Origin of the sequence: Novosphingobium aureum, from assembly GCF_015865035.1 — a bacterium.
Classification (GTDB): domain Bacteria; phylum Pseudomonadota; class Alphaproteobacteria; order Sphingomonadales; family Sphingomonadaceae; genus Novosphingobium; species Novosphingobium aureum.
Genome location: NZ_JADZGI010000001.1, coordinates 342,454 through 367,656, shown reverse-complemented (window position 1 = coordinate 367,656; position 25,203 = coordinate 342,454). Strand labels below are relative to the sequence as shown.

Here is a 25,203-nt window from a genome sequence, read left to right as displayed (position 1 = left end):
ATGGAGCCCGCGGGCCTGTGCTCAGCCCCCCATTTGCCCCAGAACCGCCGCGGAAGGCGCACCGATGCCCTCGCCCTCACCGGGCGTGATCGGCAGGACGCGGCTGCGCACGATCGCCTCGGGCATGGCGGCGGCAAGCCACTGGATCAGCGCCTCGCGCACATCGCAGCGCAAGTCGAACAGCGTGGGCGAATCCTTGGCGGTCATCAGGAAGCGCACCTCGATCGCATCGCGGGTGAGTTCGGTGATCTGCATGTGCTTGACCCGCCCGTCCCAGCGCTCGTTGGCCGAGACGATCTCGAAGAACTTCTGCCGGATCGGCTCGAGCTCGCTATGCGGGTCGACGTAGAGCATGACCGTTCCGAGCAATTGCGAGGTGGTCTTGGTCCAGTTCTGGAAAATCTCTTCCAGAAACTTGTTTGTCGGCACCACCATGCGCCGCTCGTCCCAGACCTTGACCACCACGTAAGTCGTGCGGATCTCCTCGATCCAGCCCCACTCGCCGCCGATGATCACCGCATCGCCGATCACCACCGGCTCGGTCAGCGCCATCTGGAAGCCGCTGATCAGCGCCTTGAGCGCAGGCTGCGCTGCGGCACCGACAGCGAGGGCGGCAAGACCGGCGGAAGCCATCAGCGTCACGCCGATGTCGCGCACGCCGGGGATCGAGAGCAGCATCAGCCCGACGGTCAGGAACACGATCATGAAGGTCGCGATGCGCCCGAAGATCGTGATGCGCGTGCGCCGGCGCCGGTTGCGGCGGTTGTCGGCCATCGAGATGTCCGCGCGCATGACCATCGCATCGACGAAGGCATTGACGATCGCCAGCGCCATCCAGCCCACCAGCAGCGGCATGATCAACCCGCCCGCACGCTGCCAGACTGCCTCGAGAGCAGGCGTCTCGCGCGCCGCGAGCACGATCGCCAGCGCGACCAGCGCCCACCGGCTCGGGCGCGCCAGCCGGCGCACCACCAGATTGTCCGAATCGGTGTCGCTGGCCTTGGCGAAGCGATGGAGGATGCGAAACAGGATCGCGTGGACCACGAGGGCGATCACCACGGCAATCGCCGCAGCGAGGACTGCTACCAGCGTCTGCTGGAGCCAGGTCGGCAGATCGCCGAGCAGGGTGTCGAGCAAGTCTGTCATCCAACGCAAACTATGCTGCATCGCAACAGTTGCAAGTGCGAAGGACTTTTCGAGGTGACCGCGCGTTATCCTGCGGGTTCGGGCCGAGCTTCGTCGTCGTCACCGCGCAGGCGGGAATGACGAAGGAAGAGTATTGCGAGCGATAGCGCCGTCACACGGCATCCGCCCGGCTCTGCCTTCGACAGTCCGGCGAGCCCCGAGGGTTATAGCCCTCGGAACTCCCCTCTTCCTGGTCCTTAGTGCGCCGCTCCCCAGCTCGGGCCGGAGCCGATCTCCACGCCCAGCGGCACGGTCAGTTCGACCGCCGGTCCTGCCGCCTCGGCCATGACCTTCTCGATCACCTTCGAGGCAGCTTCCACGTCGCCTTCGGGCAGTTCGAAGACGAGTTCGTCGTGCACCTGCAGCAGCATGCGCACGTGACCAAGCCCTGCATCCTCGAGCGCCGGGGTCATGCGCACCATCGCGCGCTTGATGATGTCGGCGCAGGTGCCCTGGATCGGCGCGTTGATCGCCGCGCGTTCGGAGCCCTGACGCTCGGCTCCGTTCTTCGAGTTGATGCGCGGGAACCAGGTCTTGCGGTGGAACAGGGTTTCCGAATAGCCGCGCTCGCGCACGCCTTCCAGCGTCGAGACGATGTACTTCTGGATGCCCGGGAAGCGCTCGAAGTAGCGGTCGATCATCGCCTGCGCCTCATCGGCATCGGTGCCCAGACGCCCCGCGAGGCCCCAGCGCGAGATGCCGTAGAGTATCGCGAAGTTGATCGTCTTGGCGCGCCCGCGCGTGTCGCGGTTGACCTCGCCGAACAGCTCGGTCGCGGTGCGCGCGTGGATGTCCTCGCCCTGCTCGAAGGCTTCGCGCAAACTCGGCACGTCGGCCATGTGCGCGGCGAGGCGCAGCTCGATCTGCGAATAGTCGGCGGCAAGCAGGACATTGCCCTCCTCGGCCACGAAGCAGTCGCGGATCTGGCGGCCGATCTCGGTGCGGATCGGGATGTTCTGCAGGTTCGGATCGGTCGAGGACAGACGCCCGGTCTGTGCACCCACGAGGGAGTAGCTGGTGTGGACGCGGCCCGTCTTCGGGTTGATCGCGGCCTGCAGCGCCTCGGTATAGGTCGAGCGCAGCTTGGAGAGCTGGCGCCATTCGAGCACCTTGGTGGCGACTTCGGCGCCCTCTTCGGCGAGGCGTTCAAGCACCGACTGGTCGGTCGAGTACTGGCCCGACTTGCCCTTCTTGCCGCCCTTGTAGCCCAGCTTGTCGAACAGGATTTCGCCCAGCTGCTTGGGGCTGCCGATGGTGAATTCCTGCCCGGCCGCCTCGTGGATCTCCTTTTCGAGCGCGCCGATGGTCTTGGCGAACTGCGCCGAGAGACCGGCCAACTTCTCGCGGTCGACCTTGATGCCGTGGCGCTCCATCTGGGCAACGACCGGGATCAGCGGACGATCGACCTTCTCGTAGATGCGCGTACCGCCCTCCTCGGAGAGGCGGGGCTTGAGGAGGCTGTGCAGGCGCCAGGTAACGTCGGCGTCCTCGGCGGCGTAGTGCGTCGCCTTGTCGAGCGGGACCGCGCCGAAGGGGATTGCCTTCTTGCCGGTACCGCACACGTCCTTGAACGCCATCGGCTTGTGGCCGAGGTGGCGCTCGGACAGCTCGTCCATGCCGTGACCGCCGCCGATCCCGTCGGTGCCACGGCCCGCATCGAGGCAAAAGCTCTCGATCATGGTGTCGTCGATGGGCGAGACGGCGATCCCGTAGCGTGCGAGCACGTTGAGGTCGTACTTGATGTTCTGCCCCACCTTGAGGACCGCATCGTCCTCCAGCAGGGGCTTGAGCAGCGCGATGGCCTTGTCCATCGCCACCTGCTCGGGCTTTTCCGCGAACATGTCCGAGCCGCCATGGCCGAGCGGAATGTAGCAGGCCTCGTTGGGGCCGATGGCGAGGCTGACGCCCACCAGATCGGCCTGCATCGCCTCGAGCGCGGAGGTCTCGGTATCGACCGCAAGGAGGTGGGCCGCGTGAGCCTTGGCGATCCAGGCCTCGAGAGCCTCCACCGTCTGCACGCATTCGTAGGCGGCATAATCGACGGCGGGCATCTCGGGCAGCGACTGACGCGCAGCGCCCTCGGCGGGGCCGGAACCCGCGTTCTGCGCCTTGGCCGGATTGAGATCGGTGGCCTTCGAGGGGCTGCCGTTGCCGGTCTCGAGGCGCTTGAGAAGGCTGGTGAAGCCGTGCCTGGTCAGGAACTGTGCGAGCGGCTCGGGGGGAATGGTGTTGAGCTTCACCTCGTCGAGGCCCATCGGCAGCGCGCAATCTTCCTTGAGCGCAACGAGCACGCGCGACAGGCGCGCCTGTTCGGCCTGCTCGATCAGGCGCTCCTTGAGCTTGGACTTCTTCATGTCCGGCGCAGCGGCGAGCACGCTTTCAAGGTCGCCATGCTCCTGGATGAGCTTGGTCGCGGTCTTGGGACCGACACCGAAGACACCCGGCACGTTGTCGACCGCATCGCCCATCAGCGCGAGTACGTCGCCGACCTTGTCGGGGGTGACGCCGAACTTCTCCTCGACCTCGGGGATGTCGATGCGCAGGTTCTTCATGGTGTCGAGCATGTCGACCTTGCCGCCGCCCTCGGGGCAGGTGCCGACGAGCTGCATCAGGTCCTTGTCCGAGGAGACGATGGTCACGTCCCACCCCTGCTTCGCCGCAGCGCGCGCATAGGAGGCGATGAGATCGTCCGCCTCGTAGCCCTGTTCCTCGATGCAAGGGAGCGAGAAAGCGCGGGTCGCGTCGCGGATCAGCGGGAACTGGGGAACAAGGTCCTCGGGCGGGGGCGGACGGTTGGCCTTGTAGTCCTCGTAGATGTCGTTGCGGAACGACTTGCTGCCCGCATCGAGGATGACCGCCATGTGCGTTGGCCCTTCGGCCTTATCGAGATCCTCGGCCAGCTTCCACAGCATCGTGGTGTAGCCGTAGACCGCGCCCACGGGCGTGCCTTCCGGGTTCGTGAGCGGGGGGAGACGGTGATAGGCGCGGAAGATGTAGGCCGATCCGTCGACGAGGTAGAGATGCTGCTTGGGCTCCATGAGATGCCTCGTAGCAGCGCTTTGCCGAGCCGTCAGCCGGGGACTTCACAAGGGAAATGCCGTATAAACGGGAACCCTTGCTCTGTGCACTAGTTACCGGGTGAGTGCTTGAATGGCCCGGACCCCGCTCGTAACGACAGGGACCGCGCCGGAAAGGGCCGGGGGGCGTCGCCACCGACCGCTCCGCTATACGCGTTCAAACAAGAGGGATTACTGAAAGATGCGCAAGATCGCTATCACCGCCACCGCAGTTATCGCAGCCGCCTCGCTCGCGGCCTGCTCCGAGCAGACCCAGGATGCCGCTTCGGACACCGCATCCTCGGCTGCCGACGACATGGGCGCCTACGCCACCGAGGCAGGCAACGCCATGGACAACATGGGCGATTCGATGGGCAACGCGATGAATGACGCCGCCAACGACACCTCCGACGCCGCAGCAGACGCAGCAGCCAGCGCCGAGAAGACCACAGACGACATCGCCAACGACGCGCAGAATGCCGCCAATGACGTCGCCAAGGAACTCGACGACAACACCGACGGCAACCCCAACACCAACTGATCTGCGGCAACCGGAGGGCCTGCACGCCGCAGGCCTTCCGAGCCGCTCACACGAAAAAGGCGCCGCGGGTAAATCCCTGCGGCGCCTTTTTCGTGTGAGCGGGTCTTGCCCCCCGCAAGCCTCGAGCGATCAGCGCGAGGCGGCGGTACGGTAGGGACCCGCGCTTTCGGTCATGTAGCCGTTGTAGACGGTGCGCGCGATGCTCGCGATACGGGCCTCGCGGTTGGGACGGCTGCCCTGCCCGGTAACGTAGATCGCAACCGCGAACACGTGCCCATCGGCGGTCTCGACGATGCCGATGTCGCTCGAGGTGTTGTTGAGCGAGCCGGTCTTGTGGCGCACGATCGCACCGCTGGGAATACCGGCGGGGATGCGACGACGACCGGTGACGCAGTTCTCCATGGTCTCCATCAGGAAGTTGTGGCTGCGCTTGCTCAGCCATTGGCCCTCGTAGAGCCCCTTGAGCAGCTGCACGACTGCCAGCGGCGAGGCGCTGTCGCGCTTGTCGACCACGCGCGCCGGGTCGATCGCACCGTCGTCGCGCACCAGCGTGGCGATGTCGCGGTCGAGGTGCCAGTCCTTGATCCCGGCACGACGCACCCAGGCATTGACCGCATCGGGGCCGCCCACGACGCGCAGCAGGCCGTCGGTGGCGTAGTTGTTGGACCGCGTCAGCATCAGCTCGATCAGGCGCGCGGCGCTCAGATACTGGCCTTCGCGCACCGGTGCGACCGCGCTGGAGAACGGGCGCGAGGGCACCGGAATGAGCATCGGGAATTCGCTGGTGAGGGTCCAGCGGCCCTGGTCGACGCCTTCGAGGAAGGTCGCGGCAATCGCGATCTTGCTGGTCGAGGCCATCGGGAAGAGCTGGTCGCCCAGAACATCGAGCGTGCGCCCGGTCTTCAGGTCGATCGCCGCGACGCCGATGCGCCCGCGCGAGGCTTCGGCCGCGCTGGCGAGCTGGTGACCGAACTGGGTCGAATAGACCGGCGGGCCACGCAGCTCGGTGCCGAACATCGAGTCGAACGAACTCTGGACATTGCCCAGATCGTCCGCCTGCGCCGCGCCAGCCGGCAACAACGCTGCCGCAGCGAAAGCCGCCATCGAAAAAACGCGTAAGGTGCCAGCGCGGCACCGCGCGATGAGTTTGCCTGCCCGGATCATGCAGAGCCCATCCTAGAGTTGTCCACCTGATGGCAGGTTAACGCATCGGGGACAAAACGCCATCCGTGCGCGACGAACTGCAGGGCCTCTGCGAGCAATTGCCGAAAACCGTACATTCCTTTCGCCCGAAAGACGCATTCGAACGACCTGGCGCACATTGTCCCCTTCCATCGGCAGGCCTGCGACGGGCCTTTGGAAAAGGTGATTCGCGCCTGTGCCCGCGCCCCTGTCGGCGCCATCCGTGGCGCAGACACAAAAGGGCCGGGAGGACATCGTCCACCCGGCCCCTTCGTTGTTCAGCCGATGGCTGGGGTCAGGGGGCTCAGAAGCCGCCCATGCCGCCCATGCCACCCATGCCGCCCATGCCGCCCATGTCGGGCATGCCGCCGCCGGCAGGCTTGTCTTCCGGAGCGTCGCAGATCGCGGCTTCGGTGGTGATCAGCAGGCCGGCAACCGAAGCGGCGTCCTGCAGCGCGGTGCGCACGACCTTGGTCGGGTCGATGACGCCGGCGGCCACGAGGTTCTCGTAGACGTCGGTGGCAGCGTTGAAGCCCTGGGTCTCGTCGTCCTCACGCAGCAGGTTGCCGGTGACGACAGCGCCGTCGAAGCCGGCGTTCTGGGCGATCTGGCGCGCCGGAGCGAGGATCGACTGACGCACGATGTCGACACCGCGGGTCTGGTCGTCGTTCTCGCCCTTGAGACCTTCGAGAGCCTTGGTGGCGTAGAGCAGAGCGGTACCGCCGCCGGGGACGATGCCTTCTTCAACGGCTGCGCGGGTCGCGTGCAGCGCGTCGTCGACGCGGTCCTTGCGCTCCTTCACTTCGACTTCCGAAGCACCGCCGACCTTGATCACGGCAACGCCGCCAGCAAGCTTGGCGAGACGCTCCTGCAGCTTCTCGCGGTCGTAGTCCGAGGTGGTGACCTCGATCTGCGCGCGGATCTGCTCGACGCGGGCCTTGATTTCCTCGGCAGCGCCAGCGCCGTCGACGATGGTGGTGTTGTCCTTGTCGATGGTGACGGTCTTGGCCTCGCCGAGCATCGGCAGGGTGACGTTCTCGAGCTTGATGCCGAGGTCTTCCGAGACCATCTCGCCAGCGGTCAGCGTCGCGATGTCGCCGAGCATGGCCTTGCGGCGGTCGCCGAAGCCCGGAGCCTTGACGGCTGCGACCTTGAGGCCGCCGCGCAGCTTGTTGACGACGAGCGTGGCCAGAGCCTCACCCTCGATGTCCTCGGCGATGATCAGGAGCGGACGGCCCGACTGAACAACGGCTTCGAGGATCGGCAGGATCGACTGCAGGTTCGACAGCTTCTTCTCGTGGATGAGAATGTAGGGGTTGTCGAGCTCGACGGTCATCTTCTCGGGGTTGGTGACGAAGTAGGGCGAGAGGTAGCCGCGGTCGAACTGCATGCCTTCGACGACATCGAGTTCGAATTCGAGGCCCTTGGCCTCTTCCACGGTGATCACGCCTTCCTTGCCGACCTTTTCCATGGCCTCGGCGATCTTCTCGCCGACTTCACGGTCGCCATTGGCCGAGATCACGCCGACCTGGGCGATCTCGGAGGTGCCGGCGACTTCCTTCGAACGGCCCTTGAGGTTCTCGACGACCTTGCCGACCGCGAGATCGATACCGCGCTTGAGGTCCATCGGGTTCATGCCGGCCGCAACCGACTTCATGCCTTCGCGAACGATCGCCTGGGCAAGAACGGTGGCGGTGGTGGTGCCGTCGCCAGCCGCGTCGTTGGCCTTCGAGGCCACTTCGCGGATCATCTGGGCGCCCATGTTCTCGAACTTGTCCTTGAGTTCGATTTCCTTGGCGACCGAAACACCGTCCTTGGTGATGCGGGGCGCGCCGAAGCTCTTCTCGATGACGACGTTGCGGCCCTTGGGGCCCAGCGTCACCTTGACGGCATTGGCGAGGGTGTCGACACCGGCGAGAATGCGCTCACGAGCGTCGCGCGAGAACTTTACGTCCTTGGCTGCCATAATAGAATTCCTTTTTCTCTTCGTCGCCCCGGCCAGAGCCGGGAGCGCGGGCCGACCGAGCGGCCCTATCGAGTTTCAGTCGAACGACAGATTTCCGGCCTGCGCCGGAAGACGGGTGATCAGCCGATCACGCCCAGGATGTCGCTTTCCTTCATGATCAGCAGGTCTTCACCGTCGACCTTGACCTCGGTGCCCGACCACTTGCCGAACAGGACGCGCTCGCCGACCTTGACGTCGAGAGCGACGACCTTGCCGTCGACCACGGCGCCGTTGCCGACGGCGACGATTTCGCCTTCAGCGGGCTTTTCCTTGGCGCTGTCAGGAATGATGATGCCACCGGCCGTCTTTTCCTCGGCCTCGACGCGGCGCACGAGAACACGGTCGTGCAGCGGGCGGAAAGTCATGGGAGTCTCCCTTGGTCATATGAACAGGCAAAAATACGTGTTGGCACTCTGGTCTGGAGAGTGCCAGCGCGGCGGATATGGTCCCGCTGCCATGGGGCGTCAAGAACGCGCCCGACAAAATTTTTCAGGCCGGGGCGGATATCCGTCGAGGCGATCTGGCAGGGGTCGTATCAAGCACGCGCAGGAGGCCGAAGCGCTCGCGCGCGTACCAGCGCACCAGCAGCGGCACCGCCGCGACGGTCAGGCCCACAGCAAGGCCGAGCCAGACCCCGACGCCCTCGAGGTGGGTATAGAGGCCCAGCACCGCCGAGGTCGCGAAACCCGCAAGCCAGTAGCCGACAACCGCGATCGCCATAGGCACACGGGTATCCTGGATACCGCGCAGCACGCCTGCCGCCACGGCCTGTAGCGCATCGGAGAACTGGAACACGGCGGCAATGAACAGGTAGCTCACCGCCAGCTCGACCATGACCGCGTTGGCCGGGTCCGAGACGTCGACGTAGGCCGAGAGCACGAAGCGCGGGAAGAGCAGGATGAAGGCGGCCGAGATCGCCGCGAAAGCGAGGCAGATCGCGATCGCGGCGGTCCCCGCATCGGCGATGCCCTGGCGGCGTGCACCGCCATAGTGGTAGCCCACCCGGATCATCGCGGCCTGGCCGATACCGAACGGCACCTGGAAAGCGATCGCCGCGATCTGCAGGGCCACCGTATGGGCTGCGAGTTGCGCTTCGCCGACCAGCCCCATCAGGAAGGCCGCACCGCTGAACAGCCCGCCCTCGGCGATCAGCGTGCCCGAGATCGGCAGGCCGAGCGCGAGCATCTGGCGCATGCGCGCCCATTCCGTGCGCCACCAGCGCCCGAAGATGTGGAAACGGCGCAGGCGCCGGTCGGCCCTGATCGCGAAGACATAGGCGACGACCGTCGAACTGGCAGTGATGATCGAGGCCAGCGCAGCGCCGGTCAGTTCGAGCCGCGGCATCCCGAAGTGGCCGAAGACCAGCGCGTAATCGCCGACGATGTTGACGAGGATCGAGGCCGCAGTGATCGCGGTGGCGAAGATCGGCCGGCCCATGGCCGAAACGAATGTCCGCAAGACGTTGGCCACCGCCATCGGCACCATGCCGAAGGAGAGCAGCGCGAGGAAATCGCCGCCCATGCGCGCGAGTACCGGGTCCTGTCCGGTCGCGAGCATGAACTCTTCGGCAAACTGGCACACCACGATGCCCGCAAGCCCCAGCGAGACCGCCAGCCACAGCGCCATGCGCGTGGTGCGGCGCACTTCGCGTACGGCATTCTCGCGCCGCCCCAGTTCCGCCGCGATCAGCGGAGCGCAAGCGGACGTCACGCCGTTGAGGCCCATCATCAGCACCGCGATCATCGCCACCGCCAGGCTCGACGCCGCAAGCGACTGCTGCCCGAGCCGCGCGACGAACATCACGTCGGTGGCGAAGACCGCCATCTGCAGCAGGTTGGCAAGCGCCAGCGGCCCCGCAAGTCGCAAGGTGGCGCCGAGTTCGACTCGGAATGCTTGAGAGGGCGCTGCGTGATCCATGGTCGGCAGCGGCGCACTAGGCGCAGGGCCGCAGCTTAGAAAGCGAAATCGCACCTGTTCGCACTTCGGGAAACCACGCGATCGGGCGAACAACGCCCTTGCGATCGGCCCCGGCCTGCACCTAGTCCTGCGCGCCAGGTTGAGCGATGGCGCGAAAGCGCCGCATCGAGAGCGAGGACATTTCATGCATTTCAAGACCATGCTTGCCCTGACACCCCTGGCGCTGGTCGCCGCGTGCGGTTCGGGAGAGGACACGAAGGAAAGCGCCGCAGCCCCGGCACAAGCGGCAGCAGGCACCGGCGCCTCGGCCGGTTCTGCGGCCGCCCCGGCACCGCAGACTGCCGCCGCACAGCCTCCTGCCGGCTTCGCGATCTGTCGCTCGTGCCATTCGGTAGAGCCGGGCCGCAATGGCGTCGGCCCCACTCTCGCCGGGATCGTGGGCAGCACTGCCGGAGATGTCGAGGGTTACAACTTCAGCCCCGCACTCAAGAACTCGGGCATCGTATGGACGCGCGAGACGCTCGACACCTGGCTGCAGGGTCCGATGAAGATGGCTCCGGGCACCAAAATGGTCATGACCGTACCGGACCCGGCGCGCCGCAAGGCGATCATCGACTATCTCGAAACGCTCTAGGGTCCTGCCCCTAGCAGCCTGGAGGCTCAGCTAGGCCGCGTCGACCTTGCCGGCGAGCGCCAGCGCGGCATTGCCGTAGCAGCGCTCGCCGGTGACCTCGCGGCCCAGCCATGCGGGCCGCTCGAAACGCTCCTCGGCGTGCTCCAGCTCGATCTCGGCCAGCACCAGCCCTTCGTGAGCCCCTGCAAAGACGTCGATTTCCCAGGTCCGCCCGCCGCCTGCGGGTACGAGATGGCGCACTTTCTCGACCAGCCCGCCCTCGCGCAGCGACAGCATCGCGCGCGCATCGGAGAGCGGCACCGGGTATTCGAATTCCTCCCGCGAAATCTGCGTACGCGCCGACTTGATGGTCAGGCGTGCATCGCGCCCGTCGATCACGCGCACCCGCACGCTGGCGTGCTCAGCCCGCGCGAGATAGGCCTGGCAGATGGTTCGGGTCGCGGTGACCTGCGCACGCCACTGGGTGCCGGTGACGAGGAACTTGCGTTCGATCTCGGTTGCCATGGCCTTCTCCATTGCCCCGCCTCCACCGCGCTGTGGACCTGCGGATTCACTGCCGCACGAGCCGGCCGGCTCAGCGGTCCATCGCGATCGACCAGAGCCGACCCCAATCACGCGCCAGCCCGACCGGCTTGCGCACGAGCAGCCGCGCGATCTCCGGATCGACCCTGCGCTCCAGCTTGCGCTGGCGCCTTGCCGCCCGACGCAGCACGTAGTCCGCTGCCTCTCGGCAGCCACGCTTGCCCTTGCTCGCTGCGTCACGCACGTGGCCGCAAAGCACGAACAAGTCGTGATGCTCGCCCAGGTCTTCGGTCACCTGTGCCAGGCTCGCCGCCCTCGCACGGAAAGGGCCGGGCCACAAGGGAGCCAATAGTCTAGTATGATACCAGTTATATTTCAGGTGCTTGCGTAAGTCATGCCGGGCCCTGGCTCCGGGCTTGCGGACCAGCGCATCACGCGCCCTCGTCGCTTTTGCGAGGGTTTTCGCAAGCCCGGGGCCGAGCGCCTCCCAGCCAGTCAGCGACAGGTTCCAGCCTGCGATCTGGTCCCGTGCCGCCTCCAGCCTCCCGGCCGCCTCGTCGAGGGCATGAAGAACCTGTGGCGGCCCAGCGCCACCCTCAGCGCTGCTCGGATAGGGCAGGCCCACCCCGGCCTTGAGCGACTGGCAAAGCGCTGACAGCTCCAGATCCGGTCCGCCTCCCTTCAGACGCGCGGTCAGGCGCTCGAAGCTGGCCATCACGACCCGGGCATCGCGCGAACCGGACAACCCGCGGGCAAGCCCGGCGAAACAGGCATCGGCATCGCCATAATCGGCGAGCGCGGGCTGCCCGAGGCGCAGGAGCGCGCGCACCTTCTTGCAGGACTTGCGGACCTCATGAACGGCGTGATCCGCAAGCGCCGGATCGGCTCGCCCCTGCGCGATCGCACCGAGGGCCACGTCCACCTGCTCGGTCGCTATACGGCGAAGCGCCCGCTCCACACAGGCATCCTGCTGGCTGAAGCGGTAGGACATCCATGCTCCTTGCCTGATCGGCAGACCCGCACCAGGCAAGTCCCGCCTTCGGTCTTCGCGGCACCGCAGCCGAGTGCCGACTCGGATCAACACCTAAGGGCGATGCACAGTTCTGACCACAATGTGACACTGGAGCGCAAGTCCGGGCAAGGTTGAACACCGCGCGAGAGGCACGGCGTGAACGGAAGGCGCACAAACGAAAAGGGCGGCCCCGCGAGGAGCCGCCCTTCCCGAATTTCGTTTCCCCGGCGAGCCGGGAAATGCGAAGATTACTTGAGCTCGACGGTGCCGCCGGCTGCTTCGATCTTCGCCTTGAGCTCTTCGGCTTCAGCCTTCGAAGCGCCTTCCTTGACGGGCTTCGGAGCGCCTTCGACGAGAGCCTTGGCTTCAGCAAGGCCGAGACCGGTGATGGCGCGGACTTCCTTGATGACCTGGATCTTCTTGCCACCGTCGCCGGTGAGGATCACGTCGAATTCGGTCTGCTCTTCAGCAGCAGCGGCTTCGCCACCACCAGCAGCCGGGCCAGCAACGGCGACGGCAGCAGCGGCGGAAACGCCCCATGCTTCTTCGAGAGCCTTGGCGAGGTCAGCGGCCTCGAGGACGGTCAGCTGCGACAGTTCTTCAACAAGCTTGGCGATATCGGCCATTATATTCACTCCTGATCTGTGGTCCCGCCGGGGAATTAGGCCGCCGGACGGGATAAATCGTTATTTCGAAACGTGTTACCGAGACTAAGCTCAGGCAGCGTCCTTCTCGGCGTAGGCGTTGAAGACGCGGGCCAGCTTGGCCGCCGGAGCGGTCGAGAGCTGGGCGATCTTCGTGGCCGGAGCCTGGACGAGACCGATGAGCTTGGCGCGCAGTTCGTCGAGCGAGGGCATCGTGGCGAGAGCCTTGATACCATCTGCATCCAGAACGTTTGCGCCCATCGCGCCGCCGACGATCTCGATCTTGTCGGTCGTCTTGGCGAAGTCGACGACGGCCTTGGCAGCAGCGACGGGGTCCACCGAGGTGGCGATGGCCGTCGGGCCGACAAGGAAGTCACCGATACCGACATAGTCGGTGTCCGCGATGGCGATCTTGGCAAGACGGTTCTTGGCAACCTTGTAAGTCGCACCGGCTTCACGAATCTTCGCGCGCAGCTCGGAGGACTGAGCCACCGAGAGGCCGAGGTTGCGGGTGATGACCACCACGCCGACCTCGTTGAAGACCGCGTTGAGCTGGGCGACCGAATCGGCTTTCTGCGAACGATCCATGCCTTACTCCTTCACATGTGACCGCGAGATGCCCCGGCTGACCGGGTGCGCCTTGCGGCCGGCTACATTTGCCCATGCCGCGAGCGCGACACGGGATCAAAGGTCCGTTCGATGGGGAAGGAGTTGCGCCGCAACGCAAATCTGGCACCGCACCACGAGGGAGCGAGGGCCGTGAAAATTCCTGTTCCCCGTCTAGGCTGCAGATTAAGGGGGAAGCCCCCGGCAGCTGTCTCGGACGGTGAGCGACGGGAAGACCCGCCGTTCGGTGCGCGCCAATGCGCCAGGACGCGATTCGAGTCAAGTCCTGCGTCATCGAAGTCACCAAGCAACGCGCCTGTCCATGCCCCGCCTGTGCCCAAGGCGCTTTGTCCAAGGGTGAGTACTTAGGCGCGACCAAGCTTCCGGCAAGCGCTGCCATGGCATGCCCCATAACCGCGAGGCCACCGCGACGACCAAGGGCTCGCGCACTAACCAGGAAGGTCCTGCGTGTCCCCGCTCTCCGTCCCGTCATTGCCGAGCTTGCCCCATCCCAGCGCCGTCGCGCCTGCGCGCGCGGCGCAGGCGGCGATCGCCCTGCGCCCTGCACGCAAGGGCATCGGCCCGGCAAGCGCGGTCGCGAACCCGCTGCGCTTCCGCTTCGATGCCCATTTCGATCCCGCAGCGCGCGACACCCCCCGCATCGCCGGCTGGCATCGCGAGTGGGCCGAAGCCCGCCGCTCGCTGGTGACCGAGGCCTACCTCGCAGATGCAGGCAACCGCACAGGCACCCTGTTCGACTTTGCCGCCTGAACGGGGCGCATAAAAAACGGCCGTCCGGGGGGGGCCACCGGACGGCCGAACAATCAGGCCATCACTTCGAAGATCGGGTTACTCGGGCGGGTCGGCGAGGTCCTCCCCCGCATAGGCGAGCAGATCACCGGGCTGGCAGTCCAGCTCGCGGCAGATCGCCTCGAGCGTGGAGAAGCGGATCGCCTTGGCCTTGCCGGTCTTGAGGATTGAAAGGTTGGCCAGCGTGATGCCGATGCTCTCGGCCAGCTGGGTCAGCGTCATGCGGCGCGCGTAGAGCAGGTCATCGAGCCTGACCACGATACGCGTACCTTCGCCTTCAGCGTCGTCCTTGCGCGGGGCCATCACACCATCCCCTCGAGATCGGCGCGCATCTCGGCACCCTTGCGGAAGACGCGGGCGAGGATGAACAGGATCAGCATGAGCAGCAGGCCGTTGAGATCGAAGCCACCGTCTATGCTGACATGCCCCACGTCCTTGCCCGATTCCTCGATTATGTTGTGCAGCCAGGTGGCGACCCCGGCGATCGGCAGGAAGATCAGCTGGACCGCGAGGGTCAGCCAGGCCATCTGCGTAAGGCGCGCTGCATTTTCGGGAACGAAGGGATCGCCTTCACCCACCGAATCCACCATTTGCTTGAGCAACCACAGCATGCGCACGACCATAGCCAGCAGGCCGATGACCAGCGCCAGCACCAGCTCTGCACCCCAGCGCACTTGCGCGAAGTCGAGCCCCGGTGCCTCGCGGGCCAGTTCGAGCGTCACCTGCGCTCCGAAGGCAAAGAGACTGACCATCGCAGCAAGGCAAGCCAGCGCCCCGACGACCATCGCAGCCATGAGGAACCACAACAGGCCGCGCGCGACAGTGAGAAGCGGATCCTTGATCAGCACTTTCATGACAATTCCTCCCTTGCGCCTGCGATTACATCAGGATCGGGGCGACGACCCCGGTCACTTCGATGGTCATGCGCCTGTCGACGGCAGTCGGCCCCGCCATCGGGCCATCCGTGGCGAAAGTTTCCGCGCTGGCCGGGCTGGAAAGCGTGGGGATCCAGAAGGTCGCGACGAGAGCCAAAGAGAGCATGGCAGCGACGGGGCGGCGGGTCCTTGCGGTGTCCATAACGATCATTATTCGTTCTCCGATATGCCTGATATCGAAAAACAAAAATATCGAGCCAATTTGCTGTCAAACGATAATATCGAAAAACGATATATCCCTTGCCGTTCAACGGTAAAGCTCACGCCTGGACCGGCTGCCGCGGTTGTTGCCGCGCACGCGAAACGGGGCGACTCGTTTACCGAATCGCCCCGCTCGCTCCGGCACAGGCAAGGGCCGGAGATCGTCGCACCGGCAAGCGCCAAGGGGAGTGACGTACCAGTCTCGAATGTTTCCGAACTGACAGCGCGGACGCGCTGTCAGTTCCTAGGTCAGGCGCCTAGTCGGGCCGCACCTTCGTGATGATCACACCGACATATCCACGTTCGCCCCACGAAGCGGGCGCCCGGCTCGCTCACGCAATAAGGTGCCCGCACCTTCACGCGGCATGCGGGTACGCTCCGCCTCTCGGCGACGGTCGCGCATGCGCACGCGCCAGGCGCCAACAAGAGCAACCAGTACCGCCGCAAGGATGCCGAGCAGCCCTGCAAGTGTCAGCGCCCGGGTCCCGGGCTGCGCAACCGTTGTCTCGGCTTCCTCGCCATCGACGACTTGTGGCAAAAGACGGCGTGTAGCCGACGCGTCGAGTCCGCCTGCAGCAAGAGCGCCATCGACGCTGGTGCCCGGTTGCGCCGGAGTGGGGACACTGGGAACCGCAGTCACCTCTGACTGCGCAGCATTCGCCCCGGCACTTGCATAAATGTCCTCGGCGAGCGCGGGCAGGCCCGGTCGCGGGCTTTCACCCACAGCGGCACTGCCACTGGTGCGCACCGCTTCGCCTTGCGCGCGGGCTGCAGGCGCGGACAGGGCGACAGCCGCCGCCACGATCGCGGCCTCGAGCGCCGCCGTCCTGCGCGGCCCAACGACCGGCAGATTCGACGCCGCCTTGCAGCGCGCGGGAGCAGGAAGGATATGTGCGTCTCGATAAGTCATGCCGGTGTAACGCACACCCTCGCCACTGGTTGTCTCAAAGGCCGCCGCGAGAGACAGGCTGCGGGCCTAAATGCGATGAAGCGTTGCATGAATAGCCCGCGACTTGCGGCTTCGGGCCGTTTGACAGGCCCGCGGGCGACTTCTATAGGAACAACTCGCTCGATCGCTTCGAGCAAGGCAGGCCCATGCGCGGGGGCATGCCCGGGAAGGAAGCGATACGGGTTTTCATCCGACGTGACAGGCTGCTGGCCGCATATGGTCCCGCTTCAGGGAATCCGTGCGTTTCAGGCGGCCTTTTCGCGTTTCGGGTGACCTGCCCAAGGCAGGAAACACCATCCTCGCGATGACGAATTTTACGGGCCTGATTCCCTCGCGAATCGGCTCCAGCGAAAAGCGAAGAGGCATAGACCAGCTCATGGCCACCAAGCCCACCGATGCCACCCAGCGCTCCTTCAAGAAGCGCATCCGCAAGATCTTCGGCGACGCCCACGAAGTCGTCCAGATGCCGAACCTGATCGAGGTCCAGCGCGAGAGCTACGAACAGTTCCTGCGCTCGGTTCCCGAGATCGGCTACGTGTCGGGCCTCGAGAAGACCCTGCGCTCGGTGTTCCCGATCCGCGACTTCGCCGGCACCAGCGAGCTCGACTTCGTGCACTACGAGCTGGAAGAGCCCAAGTACGACGTGACCGAATGCCGCCAGCGCGGCATCACCTACGCGGCCCCGATGAAGGTGACGCTGCGGCTGATCGTGTTCGAGGTCGACGCCGAGACGGAAACCCGCTCGGTTCTCGATATCAAGGAGCAGGACGTCTACATGGGCGACATGCCGCTCATGACCGAGAACGGCACCTTCTTCATCAACGGCACCGAGCGCGTGATCGTCTCGCAGATGCACCGCTCGCCGGGCGTCCTGTTCGACCACGACCGTGGCAAGACCCACTCCTCGGGCAAGTACCTCTTCGCCGCGCGCGTGATCCCCTACCGCGGCTCCTGGCTCGACTTCGAGTTCGACGCCAAGGACATCGTCAACGTGCGTATCGACCGCAAGCGCAAGCTGCCGGTCACCGCACTGCTCTACGCGCTCGGCCTCGATTCCGAGCAGATCCTCGACCACTTCTACGAGACCGTCACCTGGAAGCGCGGTGAAGGCGGCTGGCGCCTGCCCTACTCCGCCGAGGCATGGCGCGGCGCCAAGCCCGCCTTCGACATCGTCGATGCCAACTCGGGCGAGGTCGTGTTCCCGGCCGGCACCAAGATCAGCCCGCGCGCGGCCAACAAGGCCGGCAAGGACGGCCTCGAGGCCCTGCTGATCCCGACCGAGGAAATCTACGGTCGCTACATCGCCGAGGACATGATCGACGAGGCTACCGGTCGCATCTACATCGAGGCTGGCGACGAAGTGACGCCCGAAAACCTCGAGGCGATCGACGCTGCGGGCATCGACCAGCTCAACCTGCTCGACATCGACGACGCCAACACCGGCCCGTGGATGCGCAACACGCTCAAGGCCGACAAGGCCGAGAACCGCGACATGGGCCTCGAGGCGATCTACAAGGTCATGCGCCCGGGCGAGCCGCCGACGAAGGAAACCGCCGAAGCGCTGTTCTCGGGCCTGTTCTTCGATCCCGACCGCTACGACCTCTCGGCCGTGGGCCGCGTCAAGCTCAACATGCGCATGGGCCTCGATGCCGAGGACACCGTCACCACGCTGCGCACCGAGGACATCCTCGCCGTGGTCAAGGAGCTGGTGAACCTCAAGGACGGCAAGGGCGACATCGACGACATCGACAACCTCGGCAACCGCCGTGTGCGTTCGGTCGGCGAGCTGCTCGAGAACCAGTACCGCGTCGGCCTGCTGCGCATGGAACGCGCCGTCAAGGAGCGCATGAGCTCGGTCGACGTCTCGACCGTGATGCCCAACGACCTCATCAACGCCAAGCCGGCCGTCGCCGCCGTGCGTGAGTTCTTCGGCTCCTCGCAGCTCTCGCAGTTCATGGACCAGACCAACCCGCTTTCGGAAGTCACCCACAAGCGCCGCGTCTCGGCGCTCGGGCCGGGTGGTCTCACCCGTGAGCGCGCCGGCTTCGAGGTCCGCGACGTTCACCCGACCCACTACGGTCGTATCTGCCCGATTGAGACGCCCGAAGGCCCGAACATCGGTCTGATCAACTCGCTCTCGACCTTCGCGCGCGTCAACAAGTACGGCTTCATCGAAACCCCGTACCGCAAGGTCGTCGACGGCAAGGTGACCAAGGACGTGGTCTACCTCTCCGCGATGGAAGAGCAGAAGCACACCGTCGCGCAGGCCTCGGCAGCGCTCAACGACGACGGCTCCTTCGTCGAGGACCTCGTCTCGGCCCGCCAGGAAGGCGAGTTCGTGATGAGCCCCTCGGACCAGGTCACGCTGATGGACGTTTCGCCCAAGCAGCTCGTCTCGGTCGCGGCCTCGCTCATTCCGTTCCTGGAAAACGACGACGCCAACCGCGCACTCATGGGCTCGAACATGCAGCGCCAGGCGGTGCCGCTGGTCCGTGCCGACGCCCCTTACGTGGGCACCGGCATGGAAGAGACCGTCGCGCGCGATTCGGGCGCCGCGATCTCGGCCCTGCGCGCCGGCATCGTCGACCAGGTCGACGCCACCCGTATCGTGGTGCGCGCCGCCGGTGACATCGAGCCGGGCAAGTCGGGCGTCGACATCTATCGTCTGCAGAAGTTCGAGCGTTCGAACCAGTCGACCTGCATCAACCAGCGTCCGCTGGTGAAGGTGGGCGAGACGGTCGAGGCCGGCACGATCATTGCCGACGGTCCCTCGACCGAACTGGGTGAACTGGCACTGGGCCGCAACGTGCTCGTCGCGTTCATGCCCTGGAACGGCTACAACTACGAGGACTCCATCCTCATCTCCGAGCGGATCGTGAAGGACGACGTCTTCACCTCGATCCACATCGACGAGTTCGAGGTCATGGCCCGCGACACCAAGCTGGGTCCGGAAGACATCACCCGCGACATTCCCAACGTCGGCGAGGAAGCCCTGCGCAACCTCGACGAGGCGGGCATCGTCTACGTGGGCGCAGAAGTGCACCCGGGTGACATCCTCGTCGGCAAGATCACGCCCAAGGGCGAGAGCCCGATGACGCCGGAAGAAAAGCTCCTGCGCGCCATCTTCGGCGAGAAGGCTTCCGACGTTCGCGACACCTCGCTGCGCCTGCCCCCGGGCGTCTCGGGCACGATCGTCGACGTTCGCGTCTTCAACCGCCACGGCATCGAGATCGACGACCGTACCCGCGCCATCCAGAACGAGGAAATCGAACGCCTCGCCAAGGACCGCGAGGACGAGCGCGCCATCCTCAACCGTGCGACCTACAACCGTCTTCGCGACATGCTGCTCGGCCAGGTTGCCGCTTCGGCCCCCAAGGGCGTGAAGAAGGGCATCGACATCACCGAGGAGCTGCTCGACGAGGTCGAGAAGCACGAGTGGTGGAAGTTCGCCGTCGCCGACGACCACATGCAGGGTCAGCTCGAGGCGGTGAAGGGCCAGTACGACGAGAGCGTCAAGGCGATCCAGGAGAAGTTCGAGGACCGCAAGGAGAAGCTCGAGCGCGGTGACGAACTGGCGCCCGGCGTGCTCAAGATGGTCAAGGTCTTCGTCGCGGTGAAGCGCAAGCTGCAGCCCGGCGACAAGATGGCCGGCCGTCACGGCAACAAGGGCATCATCAGCCGCATCCTGCCGCAGGAAGACATGCCCTTCCTCGAGGACGGCACGCCTGTCGACTTCGTGATGAACCCGCTCGGCGTGCCTTCGCGCATGAACGTGGGCCAGATCTTCGAGACGCACCTTGGCTGGGCGGCTCGCGGTCTTGGCCGCATGGTCAGCGATGCGCTCGACAGCTGGAAGGCTGCGAACCCCGACCCGGTCGCGGGCGAGCCGCCCGAGGCCGTCAAGGAAACGCTGCGCAAGATCTACGGCGACAACTACGCCGAGGATCTCGACGCCCGTTCGAACGAACAGCTCATCGAGCTCGCCGAGAACGTGCGCGGCGGCGTGCCGATGGGCACCCCGGTGTTCGACGGTGCGGTCGAGGCGGACGTTGCCGCCATGCTGGAGCTGGCCGGTCTCGACAAGTCGGGCCAGGTCACCCTCATGGACGGTCGTACCGGCGAGGCATTCCACCGCAAGGTGACCGTCGGCTACAAGTACGTGCTCAAGCTGCACCACCTTGTCGACGACAAGATCCACGCCCGTTCGATCGGCCCCTACTCGCTCGTCACCCAGCAGCCGCTGGGCGGTAAGGCGCAGTTCGGCGGCCAGCGCTTCGGTGAGATGGAGGTCTGGGCTCTCCAGGCCTACGGTGCGGCTTACACGCTGCAGGAAATGCTCACCGTCAAGTCGGACGACGTGGTCGGACGTACCAAGGTCTACGAGGCGATCGTCAAGGGCGACGACACCTTCGAGGCGGGCATCCCCGAGAGCTTCAACGTTCTCGTCAAGGAAATGCGCTCGCTGGGCCTCAACGTCGAACTGTCCTCGCTCGACGACAACGAGGACGACGACGGCGTGGCGATCGCGGCGGAATAACGGGAACCGCGGGCAGGCCTTTACCGGGCCTGCCCTCCCTTCCCCCGCCTGCTTAGAATTTACCCCCAGAGGGACTGAACTATGAACGACCTGACCAAGTTCACGAACCAGATGGCGAAGCCCGAGACCTTCGATCAGATCCAGATCGGCCTCGCTTCCCCCGAGCGCATCCGCTCCTGGTCCTTCGGCGAGATCAAGAAGCCGGAAACCATCAACTACCGCACGTTCAAGCCCGAGCGTGACGGCCTGTTCTGTGCGCGCATCTTCGGCCCGGTGAAGGACTACGAGTGCCTTTGCGGCAAGTACAAGCGCATGAAGTACAAGGGCGTCGTGTGCGAAAAGTGCGGCGTCGAGGTTACCGTCACCAAGGTGCGCCGCGAGCGCATGGGCCACATCGAGCTCGCCGCTCCCGTCGCCCACATCTGGTTCCTCAAGTCGCTGCCCTCGCGCATCGGCCTGCTGCTCGACATGCAGCTCAAGCTGCTTGAGCGCGTCCTCTACTTCGAGAGCTACATCGTCATCGAGCCGGGCCTGACCCCGCTCGAGAAGTACCAGCTGCTCACCGAGGACGAACTGCTCGACGCGCAGGACGAGTATGGCGAAGACGCCTTCTCGGCCGGCATCGGCGCCGAGGCGGTGAAGCACATGCTCATGGCGCTCGACCTCGAGCAGGAGCGCGCGGACCTTCTCCAGGAGCTCGAGACGACCAAGTCGGAACTCAAGCCCAAGAAGATCATCAAGCGCCTCAAGGTCGTCGAATCGTTCATCGATTCGGGCAACCGCCCCGAGTGGATGATCCTCGAGGTCGTTCCGGTCATTCCGCCCGAACTGCGCCCGCTGGTGCCGCTCGACGGTGGCCGCTTCGCGACCTCGGACCTCAACGACCTCTACCGTCGTGTGATCAACCGCAACAACCGTCTCAAGCGCCTGATCGAGCTGCGCGCGCCCGACATCATCGTGCGCAACGAAAAGCGCATGCTGCAGGAAGCGGTCGACGCGCTGTTCGACAACGGTCGTCGTGGCCGCGTCATCACCGGCGCCAACAAGCGTCCCTTGAAGTCGCTGTCCGACATGCTCAAGGGCAAGCAGGGCCGCTTCCGCCAGAACCTTCTGGGCAAGCGCGTCGACTACTCGGGCCGTTCGGTCATCGTGACCGGTCCGGAACTCAAGCTGCACCAGTGCGGCCTGCCCAAGAAGATGGCGCTCGAGCTGTTCAAGCCGTTCATCTACGCCCGCCTCGATGCCAAGGGTCTCTCGATGACCCTCAAGCAGGCCAAGAAGTGGGTCGAGAAGGAGCGCAAGGAAGTCTGGGACATCCTCGACGAGGTGATCCGCGAACACCCGGTGATGCTCAACCGCGCACCGACGCTGCACCGTCTGGGCATCCAGGCCTTCGAGCCCGTCCTCATCGAGGGCAAGGCGATCCAGCTGCACCCGCTCGTCTGCTCGGCCTTCAACGCCGACTTCGACGGTGACCAGATGGCCGTCCACGTTCCGCTTTCGCTGGAAGCCCAGCTCGAAGCGCGCGTGCTGATGATGTCGACCAACAACATCCTCTCGCCTGCGAACGGCAAGCCGATCATCGTTCCCTCGCAGGACATGGTCCTGGGTCTCTACTACCTCACCATGGATCGCACCGGCGAGCCGGGCGAGGGCATGAAGTTCGCCGACATGGCCGAAGTGCACCAGGCCCTCGAGGTCGGTGCCGTGACGCTCCACTCGAAGATCGAGGCCCGCGTGCCGCAGACCGACGAGAACGGCGAGCAGTACATGAAGCGCTTCGAGACCACGCCGGGCCGCATGCTGGTGGGCGAATGCCTGCCCAAGAGCCACACCGTTCCCTTCGACGTCATCAACAAGCTGCTGACCAAGAAGGAAATCGGCGAGGTCATCGACCAGGTCTACCGTCACACCGGCCAAAAGGACACGGTGCTGTTCGCCGACGCCATCATGACGCTCGGCTTCCGCAACGCGTTCAAGGCGGGCATCTCGTTCGGCAAGGACGACATGATCATCCCCGACAGCAAGGAAGGGATGGTCAACGAGACCAAGGAACTGGTTGCCGACTACGAGCAGCAGTATCAGGACGGCCTGATCACCCAGCAGGAAAAGTACAACAAGGTCATCGACGCCTGGAGCCGTTGCGGCGACCAGGTTGCGAACGCCATGATGGAAGAGATCAAGGCCCAGCCGATCGACCCCGAGACCGGCCGTCAGGCGCAGATCAACTCGATCTACATGATGAGCCACTCGGGTGCGCGTGGTAGCCCGGCGCAGATGAAGCAGCTCGCCGGTATGCGCGGCCTCATGGCCAAGCCGTCGGGCGAGATCATCGAGACCCCGATCATCTCGAACTTCAAGGAAGGCCTCACCGTTCTCGAGTACTTCAACTCGACCCACGGTGCACGTAAGGGCCTCGCCGATACCGCGCTCAAGACCGCGAACTCGGGTTACCTGACGCGTCGTCTCGTCGACGTCTCGCAGGACTGCGTGGTCGTCATCGACGACTGCGGCACCGAGCGTGCTCTCGAGATGCGTGCTATCGTCCAGGGCGGTTCGGTGATCGCATCGCTCGCCGAGCGTATCCTGGGCCGTACCATGGCCGAGGACATCCTCGCCAAGGACGGCACCGTGGTCGCTTCGAAGGGCCAGCTGCTCGACGAGGCCGCCGTGGCCGCGATCGAGGCCACCGGCACCCAGTCGGCGCGCATCCGCTCGCCGCTGGTCTGCGAGGCCGAACAGGGCGTCTGCGCCAAGTGCTACGGTCGTGACCTTGCACGCGGTACCCCGGTCAACATCGGCGAGGCCGTCGGCGTTATCGCCGCACAGTCGATCGGTGAACCGGGCACTCAGCTGACCATGCGTACCTTCCACATTGGCGGTGCGGCACAGCTGAACGAGACCAGCCACCTGGAATCGATCTGCGAGGGTACCGTCCACTACCGCGAGATCCCGACGATCACCGACAAGCGCGGTCGTCGCCTCAGCCTCGCCCGCAACGGCGAAGTGGTGGTGATGGACACCGAAGGCCGCGAGCGCGCCATGCACCGCGTGCCTTACGGTACGGTGCTGCTGCACGAGGACGGGGCCAAGGTGGCCGAAGGCGAACGCCTGGCCGAGTGGGACCCGTTCACCCTGCCGATCATCACCGAAACCTCGGGTGTGGTTAAGTATCAGGACCTTATCGATACCCGCACGCTGACCGAGCAGGTCGACGATGCGACCGGCATGACCAGCCGTGTCGTCACCGAGGACCGTTCGAACCGCTCGAAGAAGAAGGAAGACCTGCGTCCGCGCATCACCCTTCTCGACGGCGACTCGGGCGAGGCCGCGCGCTACATGCTGGCGCCGGGCGCAACCCTCTCGGTGGAAGACGGCCAGATGGTCGAGGCCGGCGACATTCTCGCCCGTGCTTCGCGCGAAGCTGCCAAGACCCGCGACATCACCGGCGGTCTGCCGCGTGTTGCCGAGCTGTTCGAGGCCCGCAAGCCGAAGGACAACTCGGTCATCGCCAAGGTCTCGGGCAAGATCGAGTTCGTCCGCGACTACAAGGCCAAGCGCAAGATCGCGATCATCCCGGAAGAGGGTGAGCCGATCGAGTACCTGATCCCCAAGAGCCGCGTGATCGACGTCCAGGAAGGCGACTACGTCAAGAAGGGCGACAACCTGATCTCGGGTTCGCCCGACCCGCACGACATTCTGGAAGTCCTCGGTGTCGAGGCGCTTGCGGAATACCTCGTGGCGGAAATCCAGGAAGTCTACCGCTTGCAGGGCGTTAAGATCAACGACAAGCACATCGAGACGATCGTTCGCCAGATGCTGCAGAAGGTCGAGATCACCGACGGCGGCGACACCACGCTGCTCGCCGGCGAGCAGGTCGACTACGAGGAAATGAACGAGTACAATGCGAAGCTGAAGCCGGGCCAGAAGCCCGCCGAAGGCAAGCCGGTGCTGCTGGGCATCACCAAGGCCTCGCTGCAGACCCGTTCGTTCATCTCGGCCGCATCGTTCCAGGAGACCACCCGCGTGCTCACGCAGGCGGCGGTCGAGGGCAAGCGCGACTCGCTGATCGGCCTGAAGGAAAACGTCATCGTCGGCCGCCTCATCCCGGCGGGTACCGGTGCCGGCATGAACCGCGTCCGTGTCGCCGCCTCCAGCCGCGATGCCGCGCTGCGCGCTTCCTACCGTCGCATGCAGGAGGCTCTCATCGCCGCCGACAGCGCCGAGCAGGAGCACAAGGCCGAACTGATGCGCGATCCCGCCGATGACCTCGGCGACGATCCGCTGGCCGCGGTCGAGGGCGAGACCCACGGCACCGACGCCGACGCCGGCGACTACCTGATCAAGGGTGACGAGAGCGGCACCGAGGACGGCGAGGCCTGAGCCTCCCTCCTCCCCCGCCATCACCCGGGCCCGAAACGGCCTGACAGGCACGAGAAGGCCCCGCTGGAGCGATCCTGCGGGGCC

19 protein-coding genes are annotated in these 25,203 nt (G+C 65.4%); 5 read left to right on the top strand and 14 right to left on the bottom strand.

The features are described 5' to 3' along the window. Positions 1 to 21 precede the first annotated feature (21 nt). Positions 22 to 1,146 carry a mechanosensitive ion channel family protein gene (locus I5E68_RS01725; protein ID WP_197160169.1) on the bottom strand — a complete coding sequence of 375 codons (1,125 nt, stop codon included), beginning with the start codon at positions 1,144 to 1,146 and terminating at the stop codon, positions 22 to 24. Positions 1,147 to 1,382: 236 nt separating this feature from the next. Beyond that, positions 1,383 to 4,223, bottom strand: a complete 2,841-nt coding sequence (polA, locus tag I5E68_RS01720; RefSeq protein WP_197160163.1) for a DNA polymerase I — start codon at positions 4,221 to 4,223, stop codon at positions 1,383 to 1,385. Between the two features lie 220 nt (positions 4,224 to 4,443). Between polA and I5E68_RS01715 the strand changes: the two genes are divergently transcribed. Next, entirely contained in the window at positions 4,444 to 4,782 is a 339-nt protein-coding gene (locus tag I5E68_RS01715) for a hypothetical protein (protein ID WP_197160162.1), read from the top strand. A 129-nt stretch (positions 4,783 to 4,911) separates the two neighbouring features. On the opposite strand, the gene I5E68_RS01710 is transcribed toward I5E68_RS01715, so the two are convergent. From I5E68_RS01710 to I5E68_RS01695, 4 genes are all read right to left on the bottom strand, one after another. Continuing rightward, entirely contained in the window at positions 4,912 to 5,886 is a 975-nt protein-coding gene (locus tag I5E68_RS01710; RefSeq protein ID WP_228726760.1) for a serine hydrolase, read from the bottom strand. A gap of 382 nt (positions 5,887 to 6,268) precedes the next feature. Then, the gene (groL, locus tag I5E68_RS01705; protein ID WP_197160157.1) at positions 6,269 to 7,930 is read right to left on the bottom strand and encodes a chaperonin GroEL; all 1,662 of its coding nucleotides are present in this window, start codon (positions 7,928 to 7,930) and stop codon (positions 6,269 to 6,271) included. Positions 7,931 to 8,049: 119 nt separating this feature from the next. Further along, positions 8,050 to 8,334 (bottom strand): co-chaperone GroES, encoded by a 285-nt coding sequence (locus I5E68_RS01700; protein WP_197160154.1) that lies wholly within the window; start codon positions 8,332 to 8,334, stop codon positions 8,050 to 8,052. Positions 8,335 to 8,458: 124 nt separating this feature from the next. Next, positions 8,459 to 9,886 (bottom strand): MATE family efflux transporter, encoded by a 1,428-nt coding sequence (locus I5E68_RS01695; protein WP_197160152.1) that lies wholly within the window; start codon positions 9,884 to 9,886, stop codon positions 8,459 to 8,461. Between the two features lie 184 nt (positions 9,887 to 10,070). On the opposite strand from I5E68_RS01695, the gene I5E68_RS01690 reads away from it, so the two are divergent. Further along, positions 10,071 to 10,520 carry a c-type cytochrome gene (locus I5E68_RS01690; protein WP_228726759.1) on the top strand — a complete coding sequence of 150 codons (450 nt, stop codon included), beginning with the start codon at positions 10,071 to 10,073 and terminating at the stop codon, positions 10,518 to 10,520. 30 nt (positions 10,521 to 10,550) lie between these two features. Here the strand turns inward: I5E68_RS01690 and I5E68_RS01685 are convergent, their stop codons facing one another. The 4 genes from I5E68_RS01685 to rplJ form a co-directional block, all read right to left on the bottom strand. Further along, positions 10,551 to 11,024 (bottom strand): CYTH domain-containing protein, encoded by a 474-nt coding sequence (locus tag I5E68_RS01685; RefSeq protein ID WP_197160150.1) that lies wholly within the window; start codon positions 11,022 to 11,024, stop codon positions 10,551 to 10,553. Positions 11,025 to 11,094: 70 nt separating this feature from the next. Next, positions 11,095 to 12,033, bottom strand: a complete 939-nt coding sequence (locus tag I5E68_RS01680) for a CHAD domain-containing protein (protein WP_197160147.1) — start codon at positions 12,031 to 12,033, stop codon at positions 11,095 to 11,097. A gap of 269 nt (positions 12,034 to 12,302) precedes the next feature. After that, positions 12,303 to 12,680, bottom strand: coding sequence for a 50S ribosomal protein L7/L12 (gene rplL, locus I5E68_RS01675; RefSeq protein WP_148627451.1), 378 nt, complete (start codon positions 12,678 to 12,680; stop codon positions 12,303 to 12,305). 90 nt (positions 12,681 to 12,770) lie between these two features. Next, positions 12,771 to 13,286: a 50S ribosomal protein L10 gene (rplJ, locus tag I5E68_RS01670; protein ID WP_197160145.1), complete on the bottom strand. Its 516-nt coding sequence runs from the start codon at positions 13,284 to 13,286 to the stop codon at positions 12,771 to 12,773. Positions 13,287 to 13,772: 486 nt separating this feature from the next. On the opposite strand from rplJ, the gene I5E68_RS01665 reads away from it, so the two are divergent. Beyond that, positions 13,773 to 14,075 carry a hypothetical protein gene (locus I5E68_RS01665; protein ID WP_197160144.1) on the top strand — a complete coding sequence of 101 codons (303 nt, stop codon included), beginning with the start codon at positions 13,773 to 13,775 and terminating at the stop codon, positions 14,073 to 14,075. A 78-nt stretch (positions 14,076 to 14,153) separates the two neighbouring features. Here I5E68_RS01665 and I5E68_RS01660 read toward each other — a convergent pair whose 3' ends face one another. From I5E68_RS01660 to I5E68_RS01645, 4 genes are all read right to left on the bottom strand, one after another. Further along, entirely contained in the window at positions 14,154 to 14,417 is a 264-nt protein-coding gene (locus tag I5E68_RS01660; RefSeq protein WP_197160143.1) for a helix-turn-helix domain-containing protein, read from the bottom strand. Beyond that, entirely contained in the window at positions 14,417 to 14,968 is a 552-nt protein-coding gene (locus I5E68_RS01655) for a DUF2975 domain-containing protein (RefSeq protein ID WP_197160142.1), read from the bottom strand. The genes I5E68_RS01660 and I5E68_RS01655 overlap by 1 nt, the downstream gene beginning before the upstream one ends. Before the next feature lie 25 nt (positions 14,969 to 14,993). After that, on the bottom strand, positions 14,994 to 15,200 hold the full coding sequence (locus tag I5E68_RS01650; RefSeq protein WP_197160141.1) for a hypothetical protein: 207 nt from the start codon (positions 15,198 to 15,200) through the stop codon (positions 14,994 to 14,996). Positions 15,201 to 15,533: 333 nt separating this feature from the next. Beyond that, entirely contained in the window at positions 15,534 to 16,160 is a 627-nt protein-coding gene (locus I5E68_RS01645; protein WP_197160140.1) for a hypothetical protein, read from the bottom strand. Between the two features lie 415 nt (positions 16,161 to 16,575). Between I5E68_RS01645 and rpoB the strand changes: the two genes are divergently transcribed. Both rpoB and rpoC read left to right on the top strand, forming a co-directional pair. Beyond that, positions 16,576 to 20,736 carry a DNA-directed RNA polymerase subunit beta gene (rpoB, locus tag I5E68_RS01640; RefSeq protein WP_197160139.1) on the top strand — a complete coding sequence of 1,387 codons (4,161 nt, stop codon included), beginning with the start codon at positions 16,576 to 16,578 and terminating at the stop codon, positions 20,734 to 20,736. 81 nt (positions 20,737 to 20,817) lie between these two features. Continuing rightward, positions 20,818 to 25,119, top strand: coding sequence for a DNA-directed RNA polymerase subunit beta' (gene rpoC / locus I5E68_RS01635; RefSeq protein ID WP_197160137.1), 4,302 nt, complete (start codon positions 20,818 to 20,820; stop codon positions 25,117 to 25,119). Positions 25,120 to 25,203 lie beyond the last annotated feature (84 nt).